Source organism: Methylobacterium sp. J-001, from assembly GCF_022829565.1.
In the GTDB taxonomy this organism is placed as follows: domain Bacteria; phylum Pseudomonadota; class Alphaproteobacteria; order Rhizobiales; family Beijerinckiaceae; genus Methylobacterium.
Genome location: NZ_JAKSYN010000138.1, coordinates 45,630 through 65,784, shown reverse-complemented (window position 1 = coordinate 65,784; position 20,155 = coordinate 45,630). Strand labels below are relative to the sequence as shown.

The following is a 20,155-nucleotide window of genomic DNA, read 5'->3' as shown; positions in this document are numbered from 1 at the left end:
CCCACGAAAGGTCTCGGACCTTTCGAATCCGGGTTTTTCAGAGGAACCCGATCGAGAACCAGGGGACCAGGATGATGACGACGAGGCCGACGAGCAAGGCCAGGATGTAGCCGACGATCGGGCGCATGCCCGCGTCCGGGTGGATCCGGCTGATCGCGCAGGCGGCGTAGTAGCCGACCCCGAAGGGCGGGGCGAACAGGCCGATCCCCATCGCGAGGATCACCACCATCGCGTAGTGGACCTCGTGCACGCCGACCTGTCGGGCGATCGGGAACAGCAGCGGGCCGAACAGCACGATCGCCGGAATGCCCTCCAGCACCGAGCCGAGGATGATGAAGGCACCCGCCGACACGAACAGGAAGCCGACGGGGCCGCCCGGCAGGCTCTTCATCGCCACCGCGAGCGTCTGCGAGAAGCCCGATTGGGTCAGCGCCCAGGCCATTCCGGTGGCCGCGCCGATGATCAGCAGGATCGCCCCCGACAGCGTCGCGGTCATGACCAGCATCGGGTAGAGCCGCCGCCAGTCGAACTGGCGGTAGATCAGGAGCCCCGCCAGCACCGCGTAGACGATGCCGATGGTCGAGACCTCGGTGGCGGTGGCGATGCCCTCGACCACCGCGAAGCGGATCACGAACGGCAGCGCCAGGGCCGGCACCGCCACCAGCAGCGCCCGGCCGATCCCCTCCCCGGAGGGCCGGGCGACGTGGCTCAGATCCTCCCCGCGGTAGCGCCACCAGACCAGGGCGCAGAGCGTCACGGCCAGGACCAAGCCCGGCAGCAGCCCGCCGGTGAACAGCGCCGTGATCGACACGCCGGTGACCGAGCCGATGGTGATCAGCACGATCGAGGGCGGGATCGTCTCGGTCTGCGCGCCCGTGGTGGCCAGGAGCGCCACGAGGTCGCCCTCCTTGGCGCCCCGCGCCTTCATCTCGGGAAACAGCACCGGCGCCACGGCGGCCATGTCGGCGGCCTTCGAGCCGGAGATGCCCGAGACGAGGTACATCGCGCCGACCAGCACGTAGTGCAGGCCGCCGCGGACATGGCCCAAGAGCGAGGCCAGGAACCCGACCATGGCCCGGGCCATGCCGGTCATCTCGATCAGCAGGCCGAGGAACACGAACAACGGCACTGCGAGCAGGATGAGGTGGCTCATGCCCTCGTCCATGCGCCCGACCACCACCATCGACGGCGCGCCGGTGGTGAGGGTGATGTAGGCGTAGGTCGACAGCCCGAACGCGAAGGCGATCGGCACGCCGGAGAAGACCAGGGCGCCGACGCCGAGGACGAAGAACAGCAGCAGGTTGAGATTGCCGAGCCCCGCGAAGACGGGCTGGAGGGCGACGAGCCCGGCGGCGATGCCGCCGCCCATGGCGAGCGCCCCGACGGTGAGCCGCCAGTCGGCGGTCTCCAAGAGGCGGATCAGCGCGACGAGCAGCATCAGGCCGAAGCCGATCGGCAGGGCGGCGGCCCGCCAGGCGTTGTTGAGCTCCAGCGCGGGGGTCTGGACGAAGGTCTCCTCGCTGGCGAATTCGAAGGCCGGCTCCAGCACCAGCGCCACGAAGATCAGGCCGGCCACGAGGGCGACCGTTTCCAGGAAGGCGCGCATGCGCGGGCCGCACATCGCTACGATGGCGGTCATGCGCATGTGCTCGGCGCGGCGGAAGGCGACCACGGCCCCCAGCATGGCGAGCCACAGGAACAGGATCGCGGCCAGCTCGTCCGACCAGACCAGCGGCTCGCGGAAGACGTAGCGGCTGACCACGCCGCCGAACAGCACGGCGATCTCGGCCAGCACCAGCAGGGCTGCCGGGATCTCCACGAGGTAGCCCAGGGCCACGTCCAGCTTGCGCAGCCAGGTACGGGCACGCAGGGGCGGCCCTGCCAGCTCAAGCCCGGCCGCGCTCTCGACGGCCGCGATGTCGATTTGCATGGCGTCCGTTCCTTAGGTGAGCTTGCCGGATACGTCTTCGAGATACGCCCACGCCGCATCGCCGTACTTGGCCTTCCAGTCCCGGTAGAAGCTCGTCCGGCCCAGCGCGTCGCGGAAGCGGGCACGGTCCACATCGACGAAGGCGATGCCCTTGGCGGCAAGGCTCTCGCGCAGAGAGAGGCTGAGCGTCGCCACATCCGCGCGCTGGTCGGTGCCGGACCGGTCGAGCTCGCGCGAGACCGTCTGGCGCAGGTCCGCCGGCAGGCGCTGCCAGGCCTTCTTGTTGCCCAGGATCCAGTAGCCGTCCCAGACATGCCCAGTCAGGCTACAGGATTTCTGCACCTCGTAGAGCCGGGCCGTGGCCGTGATGGCGAGCGGGTTCTCCTGACCCTCGACCACCTTGGTCTGGAGCGAGGAATACAGCTCGTTGAAATTGATCGGCGCCGCGCCGGCATCGAGGGCCTTGAACAGCGAGGTCAGCATCGGCGCCGGCGGCACGCGGATCTTGAAGCCCTTCAGGTCCTCCGGCGTCCTGATCTCGCGGGTCGAGGAGGTGATCTGCCGGAAGCCGTTGTCCCAGACCTTCGAGACGGTGAGGATCGGCGTCTTGGCGATCTCGGCCCGGACGTAGTTGCCCAGCCCGCCATCCATCGCCGACCAGACCGCGTCGTAATCCTTGAACGCGAAGCCTGTGTTGGGCAGGCTCGTGGCCGGCACGAAGGTGGCGAGGATCGAGGTGGCGAGGTTGAAGAACTCGACGCTGCCGTTGCGCACCTGCGCCAGCAGGTCGGTGTCGGAGCCGAGCTGATTGGCCGGGAACAGCTTGATCTCCAGGCGCCCGCCGGTCGCCTCGCGGATCCGGTCGAGGGCCTCCTGCGCCCGGACGTTGACCGGGTGGGTCGGGTCCTGGCCGGTGGCGAGCTTGTAGGAGAACTCAGCCGCCTGTCCGCGCCGGGTCAGGATGCCGAAGACCGGCACGGCAGCCGCGCCGGCGAGCAGGCTGCGGCGGCTGAAACGAGTGTCGCGCATGATTTCACTCCCTGGGTCGTCCCGAGCCGCCCGATCCCCGCCGTTAGCCGGTCATGTGGATCGTACGTCCCTCCGTTATTCGGCCCCGGATACGGGTTCCGGTGCCGTTATCGTGCGTCTCACGCGCCGCTTCTTCTCCGGCGCGGATCATCCGGGCTCCGCGGCGCACGGACAAGCCGCGCCGGCCCGCAAGCCCCTACATTCAAGCCCCTACATTTACTTGCCGTTGAGCGCGCGATAGGCGCGCACGACCTGGCTGTCGTCGGCACCGCCGTCGCCCCGGCCCGAAGTCGAGACGAAGAGCTGATGGGCCAGCGCCGCCAGCGGCAGGGCCGCACCGGCGCTGCGGCCGGCCTCCAGCACGATGCCGAGATCCTTGACGAAGATGTCGACCGCGCTGGTCACCTCCGGCTCCACCTCCAGCATCCGGGGGCCGCGGTCGCGCAGCATCCAGCTCGCAGCCGAGGAGCCCGAGAGGATCTCCAGCACCACCGCGCAATCGACCCCGACCCGCCCGGCCAGGGCCATCGCCTCGGCGGCGGCCGCGATATGGACGCCGCACAGGAGCTGGTTCACCGCCTTGACGGTGGCGCCCTGTCCCGGCCGCTCGCCGACATGGAAGATCCGGTCGCCGAGCGCGTCGAGGATCGGGCGGATCGCCGCCAGCGTCGCGGCCGGGGCCGCGGCCATGATCGTGAGCTTGGCGGCCTTCGCCCCGACGACCCCCCCCGAGACCGGGGCATCCACGAACCGGCGGCCGGTGGCGCAGACGCGTGCCGCGATGGCCTCCACCGCCCCCGGCGGACATGTCGCCATCAGGACCACGATCCCGTCCGGGGCGAGGGCGTCGAGGGCGCCGCGCGCGAACAGCACCTCCTCGGCCTGGGCGGCGTTCACCACCATCAGCAGGAGCACGTCGGCGCCCTCGGCCGCCTGCGCCAGGGTCTCGGCCGGCGCCCCGCCCAGGGCCACGAGCGCCGCGCGGCTCTCCGCCCGGATGTCGTAGCCGCGCACGGAGAAACCCGCGGCGACGAGGTGGGCCGCCATCGGCAGGCCCATGGCGCCGAGGCCGACGAAGGCGAGGCGGCTCACAGCCATCCGCGGATGCTCCGCGCCATGGCGGCCGCCGAGATCCCATAGCGGTCGTGCAGCGTCGGCAGGGCGCCGGCATCCAGGAATTCGTCCGGGAGGCCGATCTGGCGGAAGCCGCGCGCGGGCATCGTGCCGTTGCGCATGAGCAGGCCCGCCACCGCCTCGCCGAGGCCGCCGATCACCGTATGGTTCTCGGCCACCACCACGAGCCGGCCGCCGCGCCGGGCCTCATGCAGGATCGTCGCCTCGTCCAGCGGCTTGATCGTCGGCACGTGCAGGACCGCCACGTCGATCCGGTCGTCGCGCAAAGCGTCGGCCACCTCCAGCGCCCGCATGGTCATCAGGCCGGAGGAGACGACCAGCACGTCGCGTCCGTCGCGGATCGTCTTGGCCTTGCCGAGCTCGAACGTGTAGCCGTACTCGTCGAGCGCCAGCGGGACGTTGCCGCGCAGGAGCCGCAGGTAGACCGGCCCCTTATGGGCGGCCATGGCTGGCACGACCTGCTCGATCTCGTGCGCGTCGCAAGGGTCGATGATCGTGAGGTTGGGCATGCCGCGGAAGATCGCGAGGTCTTCCGTCGCCTGGTGGCTCGGGCCGTAGCCGGTGGTCAGGCCGGGCAGGGCGCAGACGATCTTGACGTCGAGATTCTCCTCCGCGATCGCCAAGCAGATGAAGTCGTAGGCCCGGCGGGCGGCGAACACCGCGTAGGTGGTGGCGAACGGTGTGAAGCCTTCCCGGGCGAGCCCGGCCGCCGCGCTCATCAGGAGCTGCTCGGCCATCCCCATCTGGTAGAAGCGTTCGGGATGGGCCTGCGCGAAGATGTGCAGGTCGGTGTATTTCGACAGGTCCGCCGACAGGCCGACGATGTCGGGGCGCGTCTTGGCGAGCTCGACCAGGGCATGACCGAAGGGCGCGGGTTTGGTGCGCTGCCCGGGGGCAGCCAGCGAGGCGATCATCGCCGAGGTCTTGAGGCTGCCGCCCTCCCGCGGAGCGGGCTTCTCGTATTTCGAGCGTCTCACCGCACCCTCCCTTCGTCCAGGATCGCCAGCGCGCGCTGCCATTCATCCGGCTCGACGCGCAGGAAGTGGTTGCGCTCGCGCGCTTCCAGGAACGGCACGCCCTTGGCCATGCGCGTGTCGCAGATGATGATCCGGGGCTGCGGCCCCGGGTGGTTCCGGGCGGCGTCGAAGGCCGCCACCAGCGCGTCGATGTCGTTGCCGTCGACCCGCTGTACGAACCAGTTAAACGCCTCGAATTTCGGGGCCAGCGGTTCGAAGTTGAGCACCCCCGTGGAGGCGCCGTCGGCCTGCATGCCGTTCACGTCGACGAGGCCGATCAGGTTGTCGAGCTTGAACGAGCCCGCCGACATGGCGGCCTCCCAGGTCGAGCCCTCGTCGAGCTCACCGTCGGAGAACAAGTTGTAGACGAAGCTCTTCGAGCCCTTTCGCTTCAGCCCGAGGCACATGCCGACCGCGATCCCAAGCCCGTGGCCGAGCGACCCGCCGGTGATCTCCATGCCGGGCGTGTAGGCGGCCATGCCCGACATCGGCAGGCGGCTATCGTCGCCGCCATAGCTCGTCAGCTCGTCCTCCGGGATGATCTCCGCCTCGATCAGCGACGCGTAGAGGGCGATGGCGTAGTGGCCGATCGAGAGCAGGAACCGGTCGCGGCCCTCCCATTCGGGATCCTCGGGCCGGTAAGTCATGGCGTGGAAGTAGCTCACCGCCAGCACGTCGCTGATGCCGAGAGCCTGGGCGATGTAGCCCTGGCCCTGGACCTCGCCCATGCGCAGGGCGTGGCGGCGGATGCGGTAGGCGCGCTCGCTGAGCGGGACGTTGGACCCCGCGCGGGGCCGTTCGGTCGGCGGCCTATCGGTCGACATGGGACTCCCCCCTCAGTGGATCAGCATGCCGCCGTTCACGTCGATCACCGCGCCGGTGATGTACGCGGACAGGTCGGAGGCCAGGAACAGGCAGGCCTTGGCGACGTCGTCGGCCACCCCGAGGCGCCCCAGCGGGATGCCCTTGGCAATCTCGACCTTGAGCTCGGGGGTGAGCTTGCCGCCGGTGATGTCGGTCTGGATCAGGCCGGGCGTCACGGCATTCACCCGGATCCCGTCGGGGCCGAGTTCCCGGGCCATGGCCTTGGCGAGGCCGAGCACGCCGCCCTTGGCGGCGCTGTAATGCGGGCCGCCGAAGATGCCGCCGCCGCGCTGGGCGGAGACCGAGGACATGCACACGATCGCCCCCGAGCCCTGGCCGCGCATGCCCGGGATCACGGCCTGGCTCATGTAGAGCGTGCCGCGCAGGTTCACGTCGGTGACGGCGTCGTAGTTCTCCGGCGCGATGTCCATGATCTTGAGCGGCTGGGTGATGCCGGCATTATTGATCAGCACGTCGATGCGCCCGAGCCGGGCGGCGATCTCCTCGGCGGCCCGGTCACAGGCGGCCCGGTCGGTCACGTTGCAGGCGAGGCCGATATGGCCGGAGCCGATGTCGCGGGCGGCCTCCTCGGCCTGGCCGGCATCGAGGTCGAGCACGGCGATGCGGGCACCGGACTGCGCGAACAGGCGCGCCGTGGCCTTCCCGATGCCGCGGGCGGAGGCCGCCCCGGTGATCACGCAGACCCGATCGTTCAGAAGCATGGGACCCTCCCGGCGATCCGCGCGCGTGCGGCATCGAAGCCTGTCGTCGCGACGGAGGCTAGGGCCAGCCGGCGACCGCGATCCGGGGATCGACGGCTTTGCGGTGACGTTTCCTCGCGTCTTGTTCGTTGCGGCGACATTGGCCCGGGGCGGCCCGCGCGACAAACGCGAATCCTGCACCTGCAGGTGAATGGGATTCACCTGCCCTCGCGGTTCAGGCGAGTTCTGCGTCCAGCTCGATCGCGAGTTCCCGGGCGAGCCAGCGGGCGAAGACCCGCAGGGGCGCCCGGCGGCGGGCATCGGCCGGGCAGACGAAATGGTGGCCGATGTAGCTGATATCCTCCGCCCGCCCGGCGAGCGGTGCCACCAGCCGACCGGCGGCGATCTCCCGCTCGGCGAGTCGGGTGGATTCAAGGGCGACGCCCAGCCCATCGGCCGCCGCCGCCAGGGCCAAAAAGCTCCGGTCGAAGCGGATGGCGGCGGTGGGTGGCGCGGTAAGCCGGTTGCGCTCGAACCAATGGGTCCAGCGCACCTGCTTGTTGTCGCTCTGGATCAGGGTCTGCGCGAACAGGTCGGCGGGGCCGGCGATCCGGGCGGCGCGCTCGGGATCGCAGAGCGGCGTTACCGTCTCACGCCCGAGCGACATGCGCACCAGCCCCTCGCCCCGGGGCGGGCCGTAGACGATGTCGGCGTCGAACTCGTCGGTGATGAAGCGGGCATAGTCCATGCCGGCAGCCAGCCGCACCTCGAAGCCCGGATGCTCTCTGAGGAAGCGCGCCAGCCTTGGCGCGAGCCACTGCGCCGCGAAGCTCGGTGCGCAGTGCAGCCGCAGCAATTGCGGCCCGCGATTGGCCACGAGGTCGAGGCCGCGATTCAATTCGGCGAAGGCGCGCCCGACATGATCGCACAGAGCCTCGCCGGCCGGGGTCGGGGCGATGCCCTGCCCGTTCCGCTCGAACAGGGCGACGCCGAGAATTTCCTCCATCTTGCGCACGGCGTGGCTGACCGCGCTCGGCGACAGGTTCAGCTCGCCGGCCGCCGCCTTGAACGAGCGTCGCCGCGCTGCAGCCTCGAAGATCCGGACGGCGGAAAGGGGAACGGGCGGACGCATCCGCGGCAGGATGGGCCGGGGTTATCGGTACTGGCAATGGCCGCGAAGCACGTCCGGCGCGCGGACGACCTATCTCAGGCTGCCAAGGCCGTGCTTCCGTCCCGGCCGTGCGCCTGATCCATGACCTCGCCGATCCGCTCGCCCACGGCGATCGCGATCTCCGCCGAGGCCGCGCCTTCCGAGCCCTGCTGGCAGATCCGGGTGAGGACGTCGGTGACGCGCTGTTCCATGACGGCGAGGATGGCCGCGGCGGCCGCAGGCTGCGCGCCCCGGAGCACCGCCGCGAGATCGCAATAAGCGTCCTGGAGGAGCCGCAGCGTCAGGCGCTCGACCGCCTGCTCGTCTTCCGCCTTCAAGGTCCGCATGCCACGCCTCCCTCGGGTCGCTGGCTGCAACGTGGGGCGGACATGTTAACAGTGCGTAAAAAGACCGCGCCGAGAGCCCCGATCGGCTAACCATGACGCCGCGCGGCAACCCGAGATCAACAGCCGGAGCAGATGCCGCTCGCGGCGTCCCGACCGCCCTTCAGCAAGCGGTCCATTGCCGCCTCCCGGTCGTAGGTCCGGGGCGCGACACCTGCCGATACCGCCCCGTCCGCGGATGCGAGAACCGGCGGCTTCAGGAGATCGCCGGGGCGCAGCGCCTCCCAGGTCATGCGGCTGCGCCGGGACGTGTCCAGGGCCGCGTTCGGGTTCAGGCCGTGGGGCTCGACCGTGGCGGCCGGGACCTTCAGGGTCCCGGGAATGACGATGCGCGGCAGGTCGACGACCGATGCGACCGGCACCTCCGGAACCGTGGATACCGGCGTCGCCGGGGCGGATGAAGCGGTGCGCGGCAATGCACTGTAGGCAGTCGGAACGTTCGGCAGACGCGAGCACGCCCCCGCCAGCAACACCAAACCTAAAGTCGCGATCCGCGGCACAGAGATCATGATCGCCCCGATGCGAGACGCGGCTCGCATCGCAGGCCGCAATCCCTTTGCATTATCGAATAATTAAGCGACTGTCCAATGAACCGCCATCGTCATGACCCACGAACAGGATTCAAATACTTGCCACCACCGGGAAACAGCACAATGATCTTGCGCCGATCAACCGCGGACGACGAAAGCATCGCCGGCTCGGCCGGCCTAAAACCGCACCGGCAGCATACGTATTGAGTACCGAAGTCTCAAGAAAACGGTTTGCTCGCCCGCACCCACAGGGCAACAAGACGCTTGGCGGCCTTGGGCTGTCGCCGAGATGGGTCATGAAGCGCGTTGCACACTCCTTAACGGCGGCACTTGCTGCATTCGCCATCGGGTTGCCGTCCATAAGCGCGGCCTTTCCCGCCCGCCGGGACATGGAACAGCCCAAGCCGGCTTCCGATCGGAGCGCGCTCATCGCCGAGCGTCAGCAGCGGACTTGGCAACAACTGTCAGGATCGATCTGTACGGGTTGCATCACCGCGGCCAACCGTGTCGCAACGGTCAGCTACGACAAGCCAAGCCTGATCCAGTTGGCGCAGCTGGCCCCGCGCGTGCAGACGGCGACGCGCCGCCCCCGGGCCAAAATGCGCCTCGCCCAGCTGCGCAAGCGCTACGCCCGGCTCCACCGGCACGACCGCCGCAGGCTCGCCCTGCGAGCGCATCCCGTCCGGCTGGCGAAGCGCCTGCCCCCGCGCAGGCTCGCGCAGCTCTACACGCCGCCGGTCGCCTGGACGGTCGGGTCGATGCCGGTCGCGTACCCGCTGCCCGAACCGCCCGGCGAGCGCCCGTGGGTGCCGCAGGATGACAACCGGTGGCACGCGACGATCCTGCCGGCGTCATCGCTGCGCCCGCGGCGCTCCTGACACGCCGCCAAGCGGGCCATCATCAAGCGCTGGGATCAGGGGCCTAAAACGCCGCACGGCAGACGGGGAGGGGGATTGAACCCCGCCGCCCGCATCACGTTGTGCCGGCGGAGCCTCCTATGATCGTCATCCGCCTCATCGCCGCCGGCCTCGCCGTCGCACTTAGCCTCAACGCCGCGCGGGCGATGGATGGGTATCTGACGGGCAGCATCGCCCGGCCCGCCACGGCTGAATCGGTCCAGGATGTTGCGGCCCTCGCCGACGCACGACCAGCCGCGGTAACGCTTCCCGAGCAGAGCGTAACCACCACGAACCCGGCGCCGAAAGCATTGCCGCCGCTGAAGCCTCTGCCGAAATGGGATCCTCGGGTCTGCGTAGGCTGTTAGCGACGCGGAGGCTGGCTCGTAGCAAGGACGCCGTCGAGCCTGAGCCGTGATGCTCCGCCCTGATGCATCAGGTCGCTGCCCCGGGTCGGAACCGTCCGTGCTCCGGACGCGTCGACTTCACGACCCCATCAACCGTTAGAGTCCGATCATGCGCGCCCTCCTCCTCGCCACCGCCTGCCTATCCGCAATCGGCGCGACGCCCGTCCTGGCTCAGGTGCAACAGGGCAATCCCAACGCCGCGAACCAGTCCATGGAGTACAACAGCCAGATGCGCTCCTTGCGGCAGGAGCAGACCACGCAGGGCAACACCCTCCAAATGAACATCGAGCGGAACCAGGCCGCAACGCCCGCTCCCAATACCGGGCCGAACACTATCGGCCCGATCGGCGGCGGCACCGGCGTCAGCCGCTAAGCCGGCGGACTGCCCGAACGGTCGAAGGATCGCGCTTACTGCTCGGGCAAACCGGGTCGGTTGCTCCGAACCGGCAATGCCCGTCCGCCCCAAGCTATGTGATGTCGATGACGATGCCGACGGAGGTCGTCGCATCACCCTGGGTATCGAAGAAGGTTCGCCCGCGGCACAGCGCGCAGCGAACACCGTGCTGCTTAGAGCGAACACGGTGCTCGCGTACCGTTTCGCCGAGCCCCTTCAAACCATGATGGATCTGGCTTCGAAGCCAGACCACGTCGTCGTAGACCCCCGCTAAAGCCTCATCGGGCGCGAGGTCTCGCCCTGCAAGTGCAGCCTCGCCGGCAAGGAGTTCCGCCGCGCCACGGCTGTACCGAGCGACCCTAGGACGGTGATCCCATTCTCAGGGTTCAACCACACCAGCCGTAGCGACGCATGGTCCGATCGCGGCTCGTCGCCCTCGTCGTCATCGCCACCGTCTGCCATGCCGCCCCCTCGGTCCGCATTAGAACATAGGCCTAGGCGCAACTCCCGGTAGTGAAGCTACCAAAAATGAACCCGATCAGTCCTATCAGGTATGGCGTTGTTGCAGCCTCTGAAGACGCCGATCAGGCTCCCTTGCACCGAGAAGTCCAGCTCTGGCAGCGTCGAATATCTACAACCCGCGGCGGAGCTCGGCCTTATGCTACCCTACCGACATAGTTTTATGTCCGGGTCTCAGGCCTCGGTGTCCCAAGCAACTGCTGCTCACAGCAGCAACAATTGGTTAACCATAACGTCCCAGGTTGCTCCCAGCGATCGGCTGTGTAGCCGGGCGCCGGAAGAGCAGCACTGCCTTCGGGATGACACGGTGCGGCCTCGTCGGCGCAGTCGCATCAAGCCCGCCACTGGAAAACCAGGGCGGGCCTGCTCGTTTTGGACCTTGATTGATTAGCGCTGCGGTGCACCATGGCGTGTCGTCTTGAGGGACACCCACCGGCTCGGTCCAAATCCCCCCCTCACACGGAACGGGTCGGGGGCCTCAGACACGGAGCAATCCCGCTTCTGGCCGCATGGCCTGCCGACAGCTCGTGGCGTAGCTCGGCCGGAGGTCATCCGGTCTCGCCCCCACCCTGATCCCGAACCCCGTCGACATGTGGTACGGCGCCATTGAGAATATCTCCGAGCGCGCATCGCCATGTCGCTACCTAACGCCAGCGCAGTGAGCCGCGATGCGGGAGGCAGCGCTCGACTTCGGCGTCCGGTTCGGCGCCGAGGCCCACGCCTTGGGCCGGACGTCGCCTCATCTCTTCGGCGTCCACCCCGAGCACGGCACGCTCCAGGTCGACTACTGCGGTGCGCTGATGGTCGCCGGGAAGAAGGTGCAGGCGGTCGAGGGGAATCGGATCGTGTTCGAGCGGACCGCCGGTTACCGGAACACGCCAGGCAAAGTGTGGGGCCCGCCGATCTGGGAGTTCAAGACGAAGGGCGGCTAATCCCGCACTTCGCTCGGTCCGAGCTCCGCGATCACCGCCGGCCCGGCCGCTGTTAGGAACCACGCCGGCTGCGATCGCCCGGGCCCACGCACGTGCCGCTTCTGAACCAGCCCCATCTCGGCCAGCATCAGCATGTAGGTCGGATAAGCTCTATGCCGGAGGCCCTGCGGATGGGCCGCGCAGGCCCAGAGCGCCCGCAAGGCGCGGCCTCGGATCGGGGCGCGTACGGTTTTCGGTCGGCATCCGGTCAGCGGCCCTCGACGAACAAGAGCAGTGTGCCGGACACGATCAGCATGGTCCCGAAGGTGATGGCCGCCACGACGTTGCGCCTGTCGATCTTCCGGTTATCGCGAGTAGTCATCACAAGCCTGACGACCAAATAGCCGCCATCGGCGCCAGCGACGATGACGGCAGCAAACAGGATCCAGCCGGTAAGGGTCTGAGGCATCGCGATTACTGCAGCCGGCCGACCCCGGAGTTCAGGCAGAGGCGGATGGCCAGGGCCAAGAGACCGCCAGCGGTGAGCCAGGTGCCGCCGGCGACGCGCCAGTTCTCGAAATCGACGTCCGGCTCCACCGTGTGGCCGCGGGACGTGAGCACCGTTACGGCCACAGCGATAAGATCTTCCTCGAACATGCGGCTACGCGGACGCCGCGCTTAGCTCGACAGCCTTCGGGCAAGGGTACGACCGATGCTTGTCAGCAGCAGTTCGGAGAGGCTCCGGAGGTCGACGTGATCACCCGCCTTCAATGCCGTGTGCGCCTCGATGCAGCGATCGGCTGCCACAAGCAGCGGATCCTCGCCTCCCTGAGCGAACAAGGCGGCTGGGACGTTCGAACTACGGTGACCGACCGTGGTATCGATGTAGGCACCGAGGCCCTGCATCCGGCCGTCCTCAATATGCGAGATAGTACCTCGGTTGAGGATCCAGCGTACAGCGCCTGCTTCGCCCAGCACCCGAAACTCGGCCGAGAACGATCCGCCGGTCCGGCGCACTTGGCGGATCTGCCTGAACAACCAGTCCCGGTCGTCGGGGTGTATGCGTCCAAGTGCAGCTTCAAGGGGGAGCGGCTGGCCGGCGAGGCCGGGGTTGCCAGCCATCACAGCCGCTGCCCCTTCATCCAGCACGGAGCGGCCTGCGGCGACATCTGTGTTCCAGATCCCGATCAGTCCGGCGGCATGCAAAGCTGGAACCGCTGCGGTGAGAGCTACCATCCGACCGTCCCCGATACGTCCATCGTAATCTTCTTACGACGAACCGGGCACGAATGTTTCATTCGGTATGCGTGATTACGCGGATGCGACGTTCATCCGGCGAAGCGCCTCGGTAAGGCGCTCCTCGTCGGACTGATCAGGCATGTCGGCGACCACCGTCTCGACCATCGTGCGCACGGTCAACTCATCGAGACCGAGGCCACGGGTGAACCCGTCCAGGCGTCGCGTCAGGCTTTGGAACACCGCACGCTTGTGCATGGCCCCCAAATCAAGTCCTTCGATCGCTGGTCCCACCATTTGACGCTACTGCGTTCTTCAACCGATCCCCGTTGGGCCGTCGATCACACGGCGTATCCTCCGAGCGAGTTCCAAGCGCTTGTACGGCTTGTTGATAACCTCGAACTCGGTGCCGCCCGCGTCTGTGCGCTCCAGCGATGCTTCAGCGTAGCCGGTGGTCAGCAGCACCTTGATCTTGGGTTGCCGCTCGCGGGCGGCGCGAGCCAGCATCACGCCGTTCATGCCGCCGGGCATGATCAGGTCGGTAAACAGAAGATCGATCCGGCCCTCGTCATCGAGGATCTCGATCGCTGCCTTAGGCCCATCCGCGATGATGACCTTGTAGCCGAAGTCCTCAAGGATGGTACCGGCGGTAGCCGCCACATCGAGACGGTCATCGACGACCAGGACCGTCTCCGTACCGTGCCGGTCCGCAGCACGTTGCGAGGCTTTCCGGTCATCCTCGATCTTCTGGTCGGTGGCGGGAAACAGTAGGCGCACCGTCGTGCCATGACCAACCTCGGAGATGATCTTGACTGAACCGCCGGACTGTTTCGCAAACCCGTAGACCATCGCGAGGCCGAGCCCGGTGCCTTTGCCCTCAGCCTTCGTGGTGAAGAACGGTTCCATCACCCGCGCCAGGATCTCGGGGGGCATGCCCGCCCCTGTGTCGGTGACAGAGACGACCACGTAGGCACCCGGCCCCACCGTCTTGAACAACGCGCTGTCCTCGTCCTCAACGAGGAGGTTCTCTGTCTTGACGGTGACGGTGCCGCCGCCCGGCATGGCATCACGAGCATTGATAAGCACGTTCAGCAGCGCGACCTCGGCCTGGGTCGGATCGATGCGTGTATTCCAGAGGTCCTCTGCGGGCACCAGACGCATCTCAACATGCTCGCCGAGCGTGCGCTCGGCCATCTCGCTCATGTTCTGCACGAGGCCATTCAGGTTCAGGAGGCGCCCCTCCAAGCGCTGCTTGCGCGAGAAGGCGAGAAGCTGATGGGTCAGCTTGGCAGCACGCTCACTGGCATCGCGCACGGCCTCACCGGCTCTGCGAAGCCGACTGACATCGATGGTGGGATGGTCGATCAGCGCCAGCATCACCTCGTTGTGTCCTGAGATCACCTGGAGCAGGTTGTTGAAGTCGTGAGCGATGCCGCCGGTAAGCTGGCCCAGGCTCTCCATTTTCTGGGCCTGATGAAGTGACTCTTCGGCGTCCCGTCGCCGGGATACGTCTAGCTGGGAGCCAAAGAAGTACACGAGGTCGCCCGACCGGTTGAACACCGGGCTGACGAACAGGGCGTTCCAGAACGAGGAGCCGTCCTTGCGGTAGTTCAGGATTTCGGTCGAGAACTCGCGCTGCTCGGCGATGGCGGAGCGGATCTCGGCGACCGTATCCCGGTCGGTCTCCCGCCCTTGAAGGAATCGGCAGTTCGTACCGATCAACTCCGCACGCGTATAGCTAGTCATGCGCTCGAAGGCGCGGTTGACGAAGATGATTGGGTTGTCCGGCTGGTGCGGATCGGTGACGATCATCGGCATGCGTGTCGTCTCGACGGCAGCGAAGAAGATGTCGTGGTGCTGATCGACAACACCCTCCGGGCCGCTCCCGCTGACTGGCGTGTGGGGGCCGCGGATCGCAGGCTTCTCAGGGGTCGTTACCATCGGCTGCGCTTCAAGACAGATCAGGGCCGAACCGGACCGGACCGTGGGTACGACAGGCCAAATCAGCGGCCGTGCATTCAGAGACCGGAGAGTGCCTATCATGCAGCGCCGTAGAGCGCCTGGGGGCTATGCGGCTACCTGCGGTCGCAGTTCCCCAACGGGTGATCTCCCCTAACGGCGATCCGAAAGAACCCAAGACTCTCTCGCCGCGCTGATCGTATCGTCTCGCGGATAAGTAGCGCGGGCTCGCTCTTGAGCTTCACACCGCCGGTGACGATTTTGGCAACCTACGGCCTCACGGGGGTAGTACCCCGACGCCTCCCCTACGCCGCCGCGATCAGCAGCCAGTTGCGTGCTCTCACTAGGCGTTCCTCGTCCGGGCACATCGGCATCTCGACGATGACGCGCTCTACGATGTGCTGGACCGTCGCTTCGTCTACCCCGAGACCTTGCGCGAAGCCGAACAGCTGAAGCATCAGCCGGGCAACGACAACGCCGTGAGCGTCATCTGGCTCACCGCTCATCCCTGGACCGGGAAGCCCATGATGACAGCGGTCATGACCATCGTGCGGCGTAGACCTGGCGCGGTGCCCTCCTCCGCCAGCACCTTCCTGGCCTGGGGGTGCATCTCGATTGCTTTGGCGACATCGACCCGGTGGCCAGACTCAAAGACGAACGGCTCTGCGTCCTCGTCCTTGAGGTAGGCATCCGTTGCAGCTTCGGTCTCGTCGTCCGTCACCTCGGACTTGCGGCGCAGGTCGCCGACGCTGGGGATCTCTCTGGCCATTCAGGTCGGTAGCGCGGTGCGACGAATGCGTCGAGCGTTTCAACCACCGTATCGATCAAGGCTCGTCGCATCACATATCGAAAACCTCAGCTCACCGGGCACGAGGTGTGTGCCTAACAGGATTGTGAGCAATCGAAACGTGCGCTTGGCGTCGGGTCATGCATCGTGTTCCGAATGCGATCCTTGAAGAATTTAGAACAAGCGATCCTCAAGGTGCTGACAGACCATGCTGTCAGCACCAGCGTGATCAAATACCGGGCTGGCGTACCGTTGAGCCAGCGCAATGGCCCGACGCTGGCGGCCTGCCTTGAATTAGAACGCCGAGGTCTAGCTTTGAGTGTCGGCTCCGGCTTGTCCCAGAGATGGAGCCTTCCCGACAGTGGGATTGCCCCGTTTCTGTGGACGGTTAGAGGGCTTGGCTGAAGAGGGGCTCGGGTAACGGGTCCGGCTGGGTTTCCTGCTCGTAGACGACGGGGGAGCGGTATCCAAGCGCCGAGTGCCGGCGCTGCGGATTGTAGAAGCCCTCGATGTAGCTGAGCAGGCCATCCGTGCCTCGGCCTGCGAGCGGAAGCGACGACGTGCGAGCAGTTCGCATTCGAGGGTCGAGAAGAAGCTCTCGGCCATGGCGTTGTCGTAGGCATCGCCGACCGAGCCCATTGAGGGTCGCACGCCCGCTTCCTGACAGCGGCTGCCGAAGGCTAGCGACGTGTATTGTGAACCCTGATCCGAATGACGGATCACGTCGCGGGGCCTGCGCTGGGTGACGGCCATCTCCAGGGCGTCCAGGACAAGCTCCGACCGGAGGTGATTGGCCATCGCCCAGCCGACAATCCGGCGGCTGAAGGCGTCGAGTACGACGGCGAGGTAGAAGAAGCCGGCAGCAGTCGGCACATAGGTGATATCCGCCACCCACAGTTGGTTCGGGGCGGCGGCGGCGAAGTTGCGGTCGACGAGATCGGGAGCCGGACGCACCTCCCGGTCCCGGCGCGTCGTGATGGGGCCACCGGGCCGATGGCTGGCCCCGACGAAGCCGGCCTCGCGCATCAGCTGGGCAATGGCGGGCACCCATTGCACATGTGCAATGGGACCCGTGTTTGCGGGATGCCGCTCGCCCTGCTCGCGCAGGTCGGCGTGGACGCGTGGCGCGCCATAGGTCTCGTGCGAGCTGAGATGGACGGTGCGGATCCGCTTCAGCAGGGCAACGTCCGCCACACGTCGCGCCGAGGGCTGCCGGTCGGCCCAGGCATAATACCCGGCCTTCAACACGCCGAGGGTGTGCGCCATCACCGTGATCGGGAAGTCGGCCTGGTTGGCGCTCATGAACCGGAAGACCCCAAGGGCAGAACTCCAGTCTCCCGCGCAAACTGGGCTGTCGCGCGAGAGAGGATATCGCGCTCCAGCCTCAACTGTCGGTTCTCACGCCGTAGCCGGATGAGTTCGTCGCGCTCGACCGTCGTCAGGCCGGGATCGGCACCCGGGAGCTTCTCCTCCCGACGCCCCTCGATACAATCGACCTCGGCGACCCAGTTCCGAATGGTCTGGCCCTAGGGTTCGAACTCGCGAGCCAAATCGGTGGGATCACGGCCGGCGCGGACCAGATCGACCATCTACCGGTGGAACTCGGCGGGGTATGCGGGACAGGTCTTGGGCATCGGACGAACACCTCACGCAAAAGCGGTCTCAATGTCCATCAAACCGGGGCAATCCCAATCCCACGTTAGAACCGTGCAACCAGCGCAACGCCCCCAATCATCATGGTACCGCCCAGTATTCGCCAAAGGCTGACTTCGTGGACCTTGAAACCGACGAGGCCGAAATTGTCGAGAAGGATCGACGTGACGACACCCGCCGTGACAAGCAACCCAAGGAAGGTCGCTGCTCCGACCTTCTTGGATACGTAGAGCTGGGCAAGTGCCAGGACCGCGCTCAGCACTCCCCCGTACCAAGCCCACCAGGGAACCTGCGCCAGACGGTCCATTCCTGGCCATCCGTACTGTCCGGTCACCAGCATCACCACTGCAAACGTGGCAATGCCGATGATTAGGCTGATGATGCCCGCCAGCAGTGGCCGCCCGAGCGACTTCGCGAGGCCAGCGTTCTGGCCAGGTTCGATTGCGCTGGCGATGCCCGCCAGCAGCACGAACCCATAGAGAAGAAGCATGTCGTGATCCTGCTAGACGCAAGGCGTTCGGAGCATTGGCCGTGGCTGTCAAAACAACGCCACGAGGGCGACGCCGGTAATCATCAGAACCCCGCCAACGACCCGCCAGCGGCTGGCGCGATGCCGATCGAAGCCCACGAGACCATAATGGTCGAGGATGATCGAGCCGATGACGCCCGCCGTGACGACGCAGCCCAGGAACGGCGCAGCGCCGAGCTTCTCGGAGACGTAGAGCTGCGCCAGAACGATCGCAGCTCCTAAAATGCCGCCGGGCCAAGCCCACCACGGGACCCTCGACGTGGCATCGACCGCGGGTTTGCCCCAGAGGCGGACAACGGGCATCACGGCGAGGAGGCAGACGACCGATAAGCCGAAGCAGAACAGACCTGCCAGCATGGGTTGTCCCGTGGCCTTCGCCAGGGTGGCGTTCTGCCCAGGCTCGATGGCGTTGGCGACGCCGGCCAAGAGGGCGATGGCGTAGAGGTACCACATGGGCGGCCTAAGCTATCTCTGCGCCCACCCCGCGCTGAACGGGGCCGCGAGACGGGTCCATTGCCAAACACAGCAGCGCGACAGTTGACTGCATCACATTGGCGCCCTGGCCCAGGGACAGATCGCCCCAGGGGATTTCCCAGGTGTCAGCTGCACGGGCCGACTCCATCTATCCGGGTGAAAACCAGGCCGACCTTGATCTTTGTTATTTCGGGAGGGATCGTTGGGCGCAGGCCCCATAGCAACCTTGCCCGGCAAGGCCGATAGCAGCGAGAAGCTTGGACGGAACGAGCAGACAACTTGATGCACATCAGCGGATTGGACTGTCTAGCGACCATACGTTTCGAAAAAATACGGCCTTCCAAGAGCCTTATTTGAGTATTCTGCATCATATAACTAAAAATGACATTCTGCCGGAACTTGATACCGCCCACGTTGGCGTCTCATTGCGAGACATCCTCGATAATACCTAGACAGTCGGAGACATCACTTAGAGCCCGTCCGATAACGATCCGAGGCGGGGTTGAGGGGCCGGGATGGCGATGATTCCAGGCGGGTTGCTGAAGCCTAACCTGGAAGCGCCATGTGGACCCCGACCACCCGGCGGCAGCATAGCCGCGCATGCCTTCGCTATGAAACCGACCTGACCGATGCCGAGTGGGCGGTGATCGAGCCGCTGATGCCGAGGCCTGAGCCACGCGGGCGGCCTCCGGTCTGGACGCCGCGGGAGATCTTGAACGCGATCGTCTCAGTCCTGCGCGGCGGCATCGCATGGCCGCTGACCCCCAAGGATCTGCCGCCGCGATCGACCACGTTCGGCTCCTTCAGCCGCTGGCGCGACGCAGGGCTGTTTGGCCGGATCAATCACCACCTCGTCATGGCTGATCGCGAGCGTGTCAGACGCGAAGCCTCGCCGTCCGCCGCAGTGCTCGACAGCCAGACAGTCAAAACCACGGAGAGCGGCGGGCCGCGCGGCTACGACGCCGGTAAGAAGGTCAAAGGCCGCAAGCGCCAAGCGCTGGTCGATACGGACGGGCGTGCGCTCGTCCTCGATCCGCAGCCTGCCGACGTGCGGGACCGGGACGGAGCCGTGCCGGTCCTGCACGTGTCACGCCGAAGCTGCCCGTTCATTACCAAGGCCTCCGCCGACGCCGGCTATGCTGGCGACAAGGTAGCGAGCGCAACGATCATCGCCGTCGAGATCGTGCGCAAGCCGCCGGATCTGGTCGGCTTCGCTGTGCATCCGCGCCGGTGGGTCGTTGAGCGGTTCTTCGCCTGGATCAGTCGCAACCGGCGCCTCTGGAAGGACCCGGAAGCGACCCTCGCCTCTGCCAAAGCCTTCCTCTACGCCGCAGCCGTCATGATTTCGTCAGACGTCTCGCCCGATCACCATGACTTCTCGGACGGACTCTGAGACGACAACCTGTTCTGAACGGAGTTGGGCCGCTCCGCGGACCGGCTGGTCTGCGGATCCGATGCTGCTTGGTGATCGACGACACAACCGAGCCATTTAATCTGAGCAATCATCATCCTTCAAGCAGACGCGGCTGGATAGGTCGATGGGTGCTTTGGGGGCGAGTGTCTCGCCCCGGGGCTGCCGCTCAATACCTCGAAGAACGGAGCAGTCGGTTATCGGTGCTCATCTGACCAAGC

The 20,155-nt window shown here is 66.7% G+C and carries 23 protein-coding genes and 1 pseudogene; 5 read left to right on the top strand and 19 right to left on the bottom strand.

Translation table 11 applies throughout. The features are described 5' to 3' along the window. Window positions 1-37 precede the first annotated feature (37 nt). The 9 genes from MKK65_RS18460 to MKK65_RS18420 all read right to left on the bottom strand — a co-directional run bounded on the left by MKK65_RS18460 (window position 38) and on the right by MKK65_RS18420 (window position 8,590). Window positions 38-1,930: a TRAP transporter large permease subunit gene (locus MKK65_RS18460; RefSeq protein ID WP_058195285.1), complete on the bottom strand. Its 1,893-nt coding sequence runs from the start codon at window positions 1,928-1,930 to the stop codon at window positions 38-40. A gap of 12 nt (window positions 1,931-1,942) precedes the next feature. After that, entirely contained in the window at window positions 1,943-2,959 is a 1,017-nt protein-coding gene (locus MKK65_RS18455; protein ID WP_058195283.1) for a TRAP transporter substrate-binding protein, read from the bottom strand. A gap of 216 nt (window positions 2,960-3,175) precedes the next feature. Further along, entirely contained in the window at window positions 3,176-4,057 is an 882-nt protein-coding gene (locus MKK65_RS18450; protein WP_058195282.1) for an NAD(P)-dependent oxidoreductase, read from the bottom strand. Continuing rightward, window positions 4,048-5,070, bottom strand: coding sequence for a transketolase family protein (locus MKK65_RS18445; protein WP_243959554.1), 1,023 nt, complete (start codon window positions 5,068-5,070; stop codon window positions 4,048-4,050). The genes MKK65_RS18450 and MKK65_RS18445 overlap by 10 nt, the downstream gene beginning before the upstream one ends. Continuing rightward, window positions 5,067-5,933, bottom strand: a complete 867-nt coding sequence (locus MKK65_RS18440) for a transketolase (protein ID WP_243959552.1) — start codon at window positions 5,931-5,933, stop codon at window positions 5,067-5,069. Before MKK65_RS18440 ends, MKK65_RS18445 begins: the two co-directional genes overlap by 4 nt. Window positions 5,934-5,945: 12 nt before the next feature. Next, the gene (locus MKK65_RS18435) at window positions 5,946-6,695 is read right to left on the bottom strand and encodes an SDR family NAD(P)-dependent oxidoreductase (RefSeq protein ID WP_243959550.1); all 750 of its coding nucleotides are present in this window, start codon (window positions 6,693-6,695) and stop codon (window positions 5,946-5,948) included. 214 nt (window positions 6,696-6,909) lie between these two features. Then, window positions 6,910-7,806 (bottom strand): LysR substrate-binding domain-containing protein, encoded by an 897-nt coding sequence (locus MKK65_RS18430; RefSeq protein ID WP_243959548.1) that lies wholly within the window; start codon window positions 7,804-7,806, stop codon window positions 6,910-6,912. A gap of 74 nt (window positions 7,807-7,880) precedes the next feature. After that, window positions 7,881-8,171, bottom strand: a complete 291-nt coding sequence (locus tag MKK65_RS18425) for a hypothetical protein (RefSeq protein WP_243959546.1) — start codon at window positions 8,169-8,171, stop codon at window positions 7,881-7,883. Between the two features lie 116 nt (window positions 8,172-8,287). Next, window positions 8,288-8,590 (bottom strand): hypothetical protein, encoded by a 303-nt coding sequence (locus MKK65_RS18420; protein ID WP_082643480.1) that lies wholly within the window; start codon window positions 8,588-8,590, stop codon window positions 8,288-8,290. A gap of 464 nt (window positions 8,591-9,054) precedes the next feature. Between MKK65_RS18420 and MKK65_RS18415 the strand changes: the two genes are divergently transcribed. The 4 genes from MKK65_RS18415 (at window position 9,055) to MKK65_RS18400 (ending at window position 11,906) form a co-directional block, all read left to right on the top strand. After that, window positions 9,055-9,636, top strand: coding sequence for a hypothetical protein (locus tag MKK65_RS18415; protein ID WP_160329364.1), 582 nt, complete (start codon window positions 9,055-9,057; stop codon window positions 9,634-9,636). 119 nt (window positions 9,637-9,755) lie between these two features. After that, window positions 9,756-10,022, top strand: coding sequence for a hypothetical protein (locus tag MKK65_RS18410; RefSeq protein WP_152997673.1), 267 nt, complete (start codon window positions 9,756-9,758; stop codon window positions 10,020-10,022). Window positions 10,023-10,170: 148 nt separating this feature from the next. Beyond that, window positions 10,171-10,434 carry a hypothetical protein gene (locus tag MKK65_RS18405; RefSeq protein WP_058195264.1) on the top strand — a complete coding sequence of 88 codons (264 nt, stop codon included), beginning with the start codon at window positions 10,171-10,173 and terminating at the stop codon, window positions 10,432-10,434. Between the two features lie 1,208 nt (window positions 10,435-11,642). Further along, window positions 11,643-11,906: a hypothetical protein gene (locus MKK65_RS18400; RefSeq protein ID WP_243959545.1), complete on the top strand. Its 264-nt coding sequence runs from the start codon at window positions 11,643-11,645 to the stop codon at window positions 11,904-11,906. Window positions 11,907-12,153: 247 nt separating this feature from the next. Here MKK65_RS18400 and MKK65_RS18395 read toward each other — a convergent pair whose 3' ends face one another. From MKK65_RS18395 to MKK65_RS18350, 10 genes and pseudogenes are all read right to left on the bottom strand, one after another. Beyond that, on the bottom strand, window positions 12,154-12,354 hold the full coding sequence (locus MKK65_RS18395; protein WP_243959543.1) for a hypothetical protein: 201 nt from the start codon (window positions 12,352-12,354) through the stop codon (window positions 12,154-12,156). 5 nt (window positions 12,355-12,359) lie between these two features. Then, window positions 12,360-12,542, bottom strand: coding sequence for a hypothetical protein (locus MKK65_RS18390; protein ID WP_058195255.1), 183 nt, complete (start codon window positions 12,540-12,542; stop codon window positions 12,360-12,362). A 21-nt stretch (window positions 12,543-12,563) separates the two neighbouring features. After that, window positions 12,564-13,121, bottom strand: a complete 558-nt coding sequence (locus MKK65_RS18385; RefSeq protein ID WP_243959541.1) for a PAS domain-containing protein — start codon at window positions 13,119-13,121, stop codon at window positions 12,564-12,566. Between the two features lie 75 nt (window positions 13,122-13,196). Next, the gene (locus tag MKK65_RS18380; protein WP_058195250.1) at window positions 13,197-13,379 is read right to left on the bottom strand and encodes a hypothetical protein; all 183 of its coding nucleotides are present in this window, start codon (window positions 13,377-13,379) and stop codon (window positions 13,197-13,199) included. A 57-nt stretch (window positions 13,380-13,436) separates the two neighbouring features. Continuing rightward, entirely contained in the window at window positions 13,437-15,062 is a 1,626-nt protein-coding gene (locus MKK65_RS18375) for a hybrid sensor histidine kinase/response regulator (RefSeq protein ID WP_058195248.1), read from the bottom strand. Window positions 15,063-15,385: 323 nt separating this feature from the next. After that, window positions 15,386-15,538 carry a hypothetical protein gene (locus tag MKK65_RS18370; RefSeq protein ID WP_243959539.1) on the bottom strand — a complete coding sequence of 51 codons (153 nt, stop codon included), beginning with the start codon at window positions 15,536-15,538 and terminating at the stop codon, window positions 15,386-15,388. A gap of 44 nt (window positions 15,539-15,582) precedes the next feature. Further along, window positions 15,583-15,849, bottom strand: a complete 267-nt coding sequence (locus MKK65_RS18365; RefSeq protein WP_058195244.1) for a hypothetical protein — start codon at window positions 15,847-15,849, stop codon at window positions 15,583-15,585. Between the two features lie 406 nt (window positions 15,850-16,255). After that, window positions 16,256-17,456 (bottom strand): annotated as a pseudogene (locus MKK65_RS18360) (IS3 family transposase). Window positions 17,457-17,566: 110 nt separating this feature from the next. Next, window positions 17,567-18,010, bottom strand: coding sequence for a DMT family transporter (locus MKK65_RS18355; protein ID WP_243959537.1), 444 nt, complete (start codon window positions 18,008-18,010; stop codon window positions 17,567-17,569). A gap of 48 nt (window positions 18,011-18,058) precedes the next feature. Then, a complete protein-coding gene (locus MKK65_RS18350; RefSeq protein ID WP_058195240.1) occupies window positions 18,059-18,502 on the bottom strand; it encodes a DMT family transporter in 444 nt (147 codons plus the stop codon). Between the two features lie 583 nt (window positions 18,503-19,085). Here MKK65_RS18350 and MKK65_RS18345 point away from each other — a divergent pair. Next, window positions 19,086-19,897, top strand: a protein-coding gene (locus tag MKK65_RS18345) for an IS5 family transposase (protein ID WP_243959535.1) whose coding sequence is annotated in 2 segments (ribosomal slippage) — window positions 19,086-19,869 and window positions 19,869-19,897 — 813 coding nt in all. Because the reading frame shifts where the segments join, the coding sequence is not laid out codon by codon here. Window positions 19,898-20,155 lie beyond the last annotated feature (258 nt).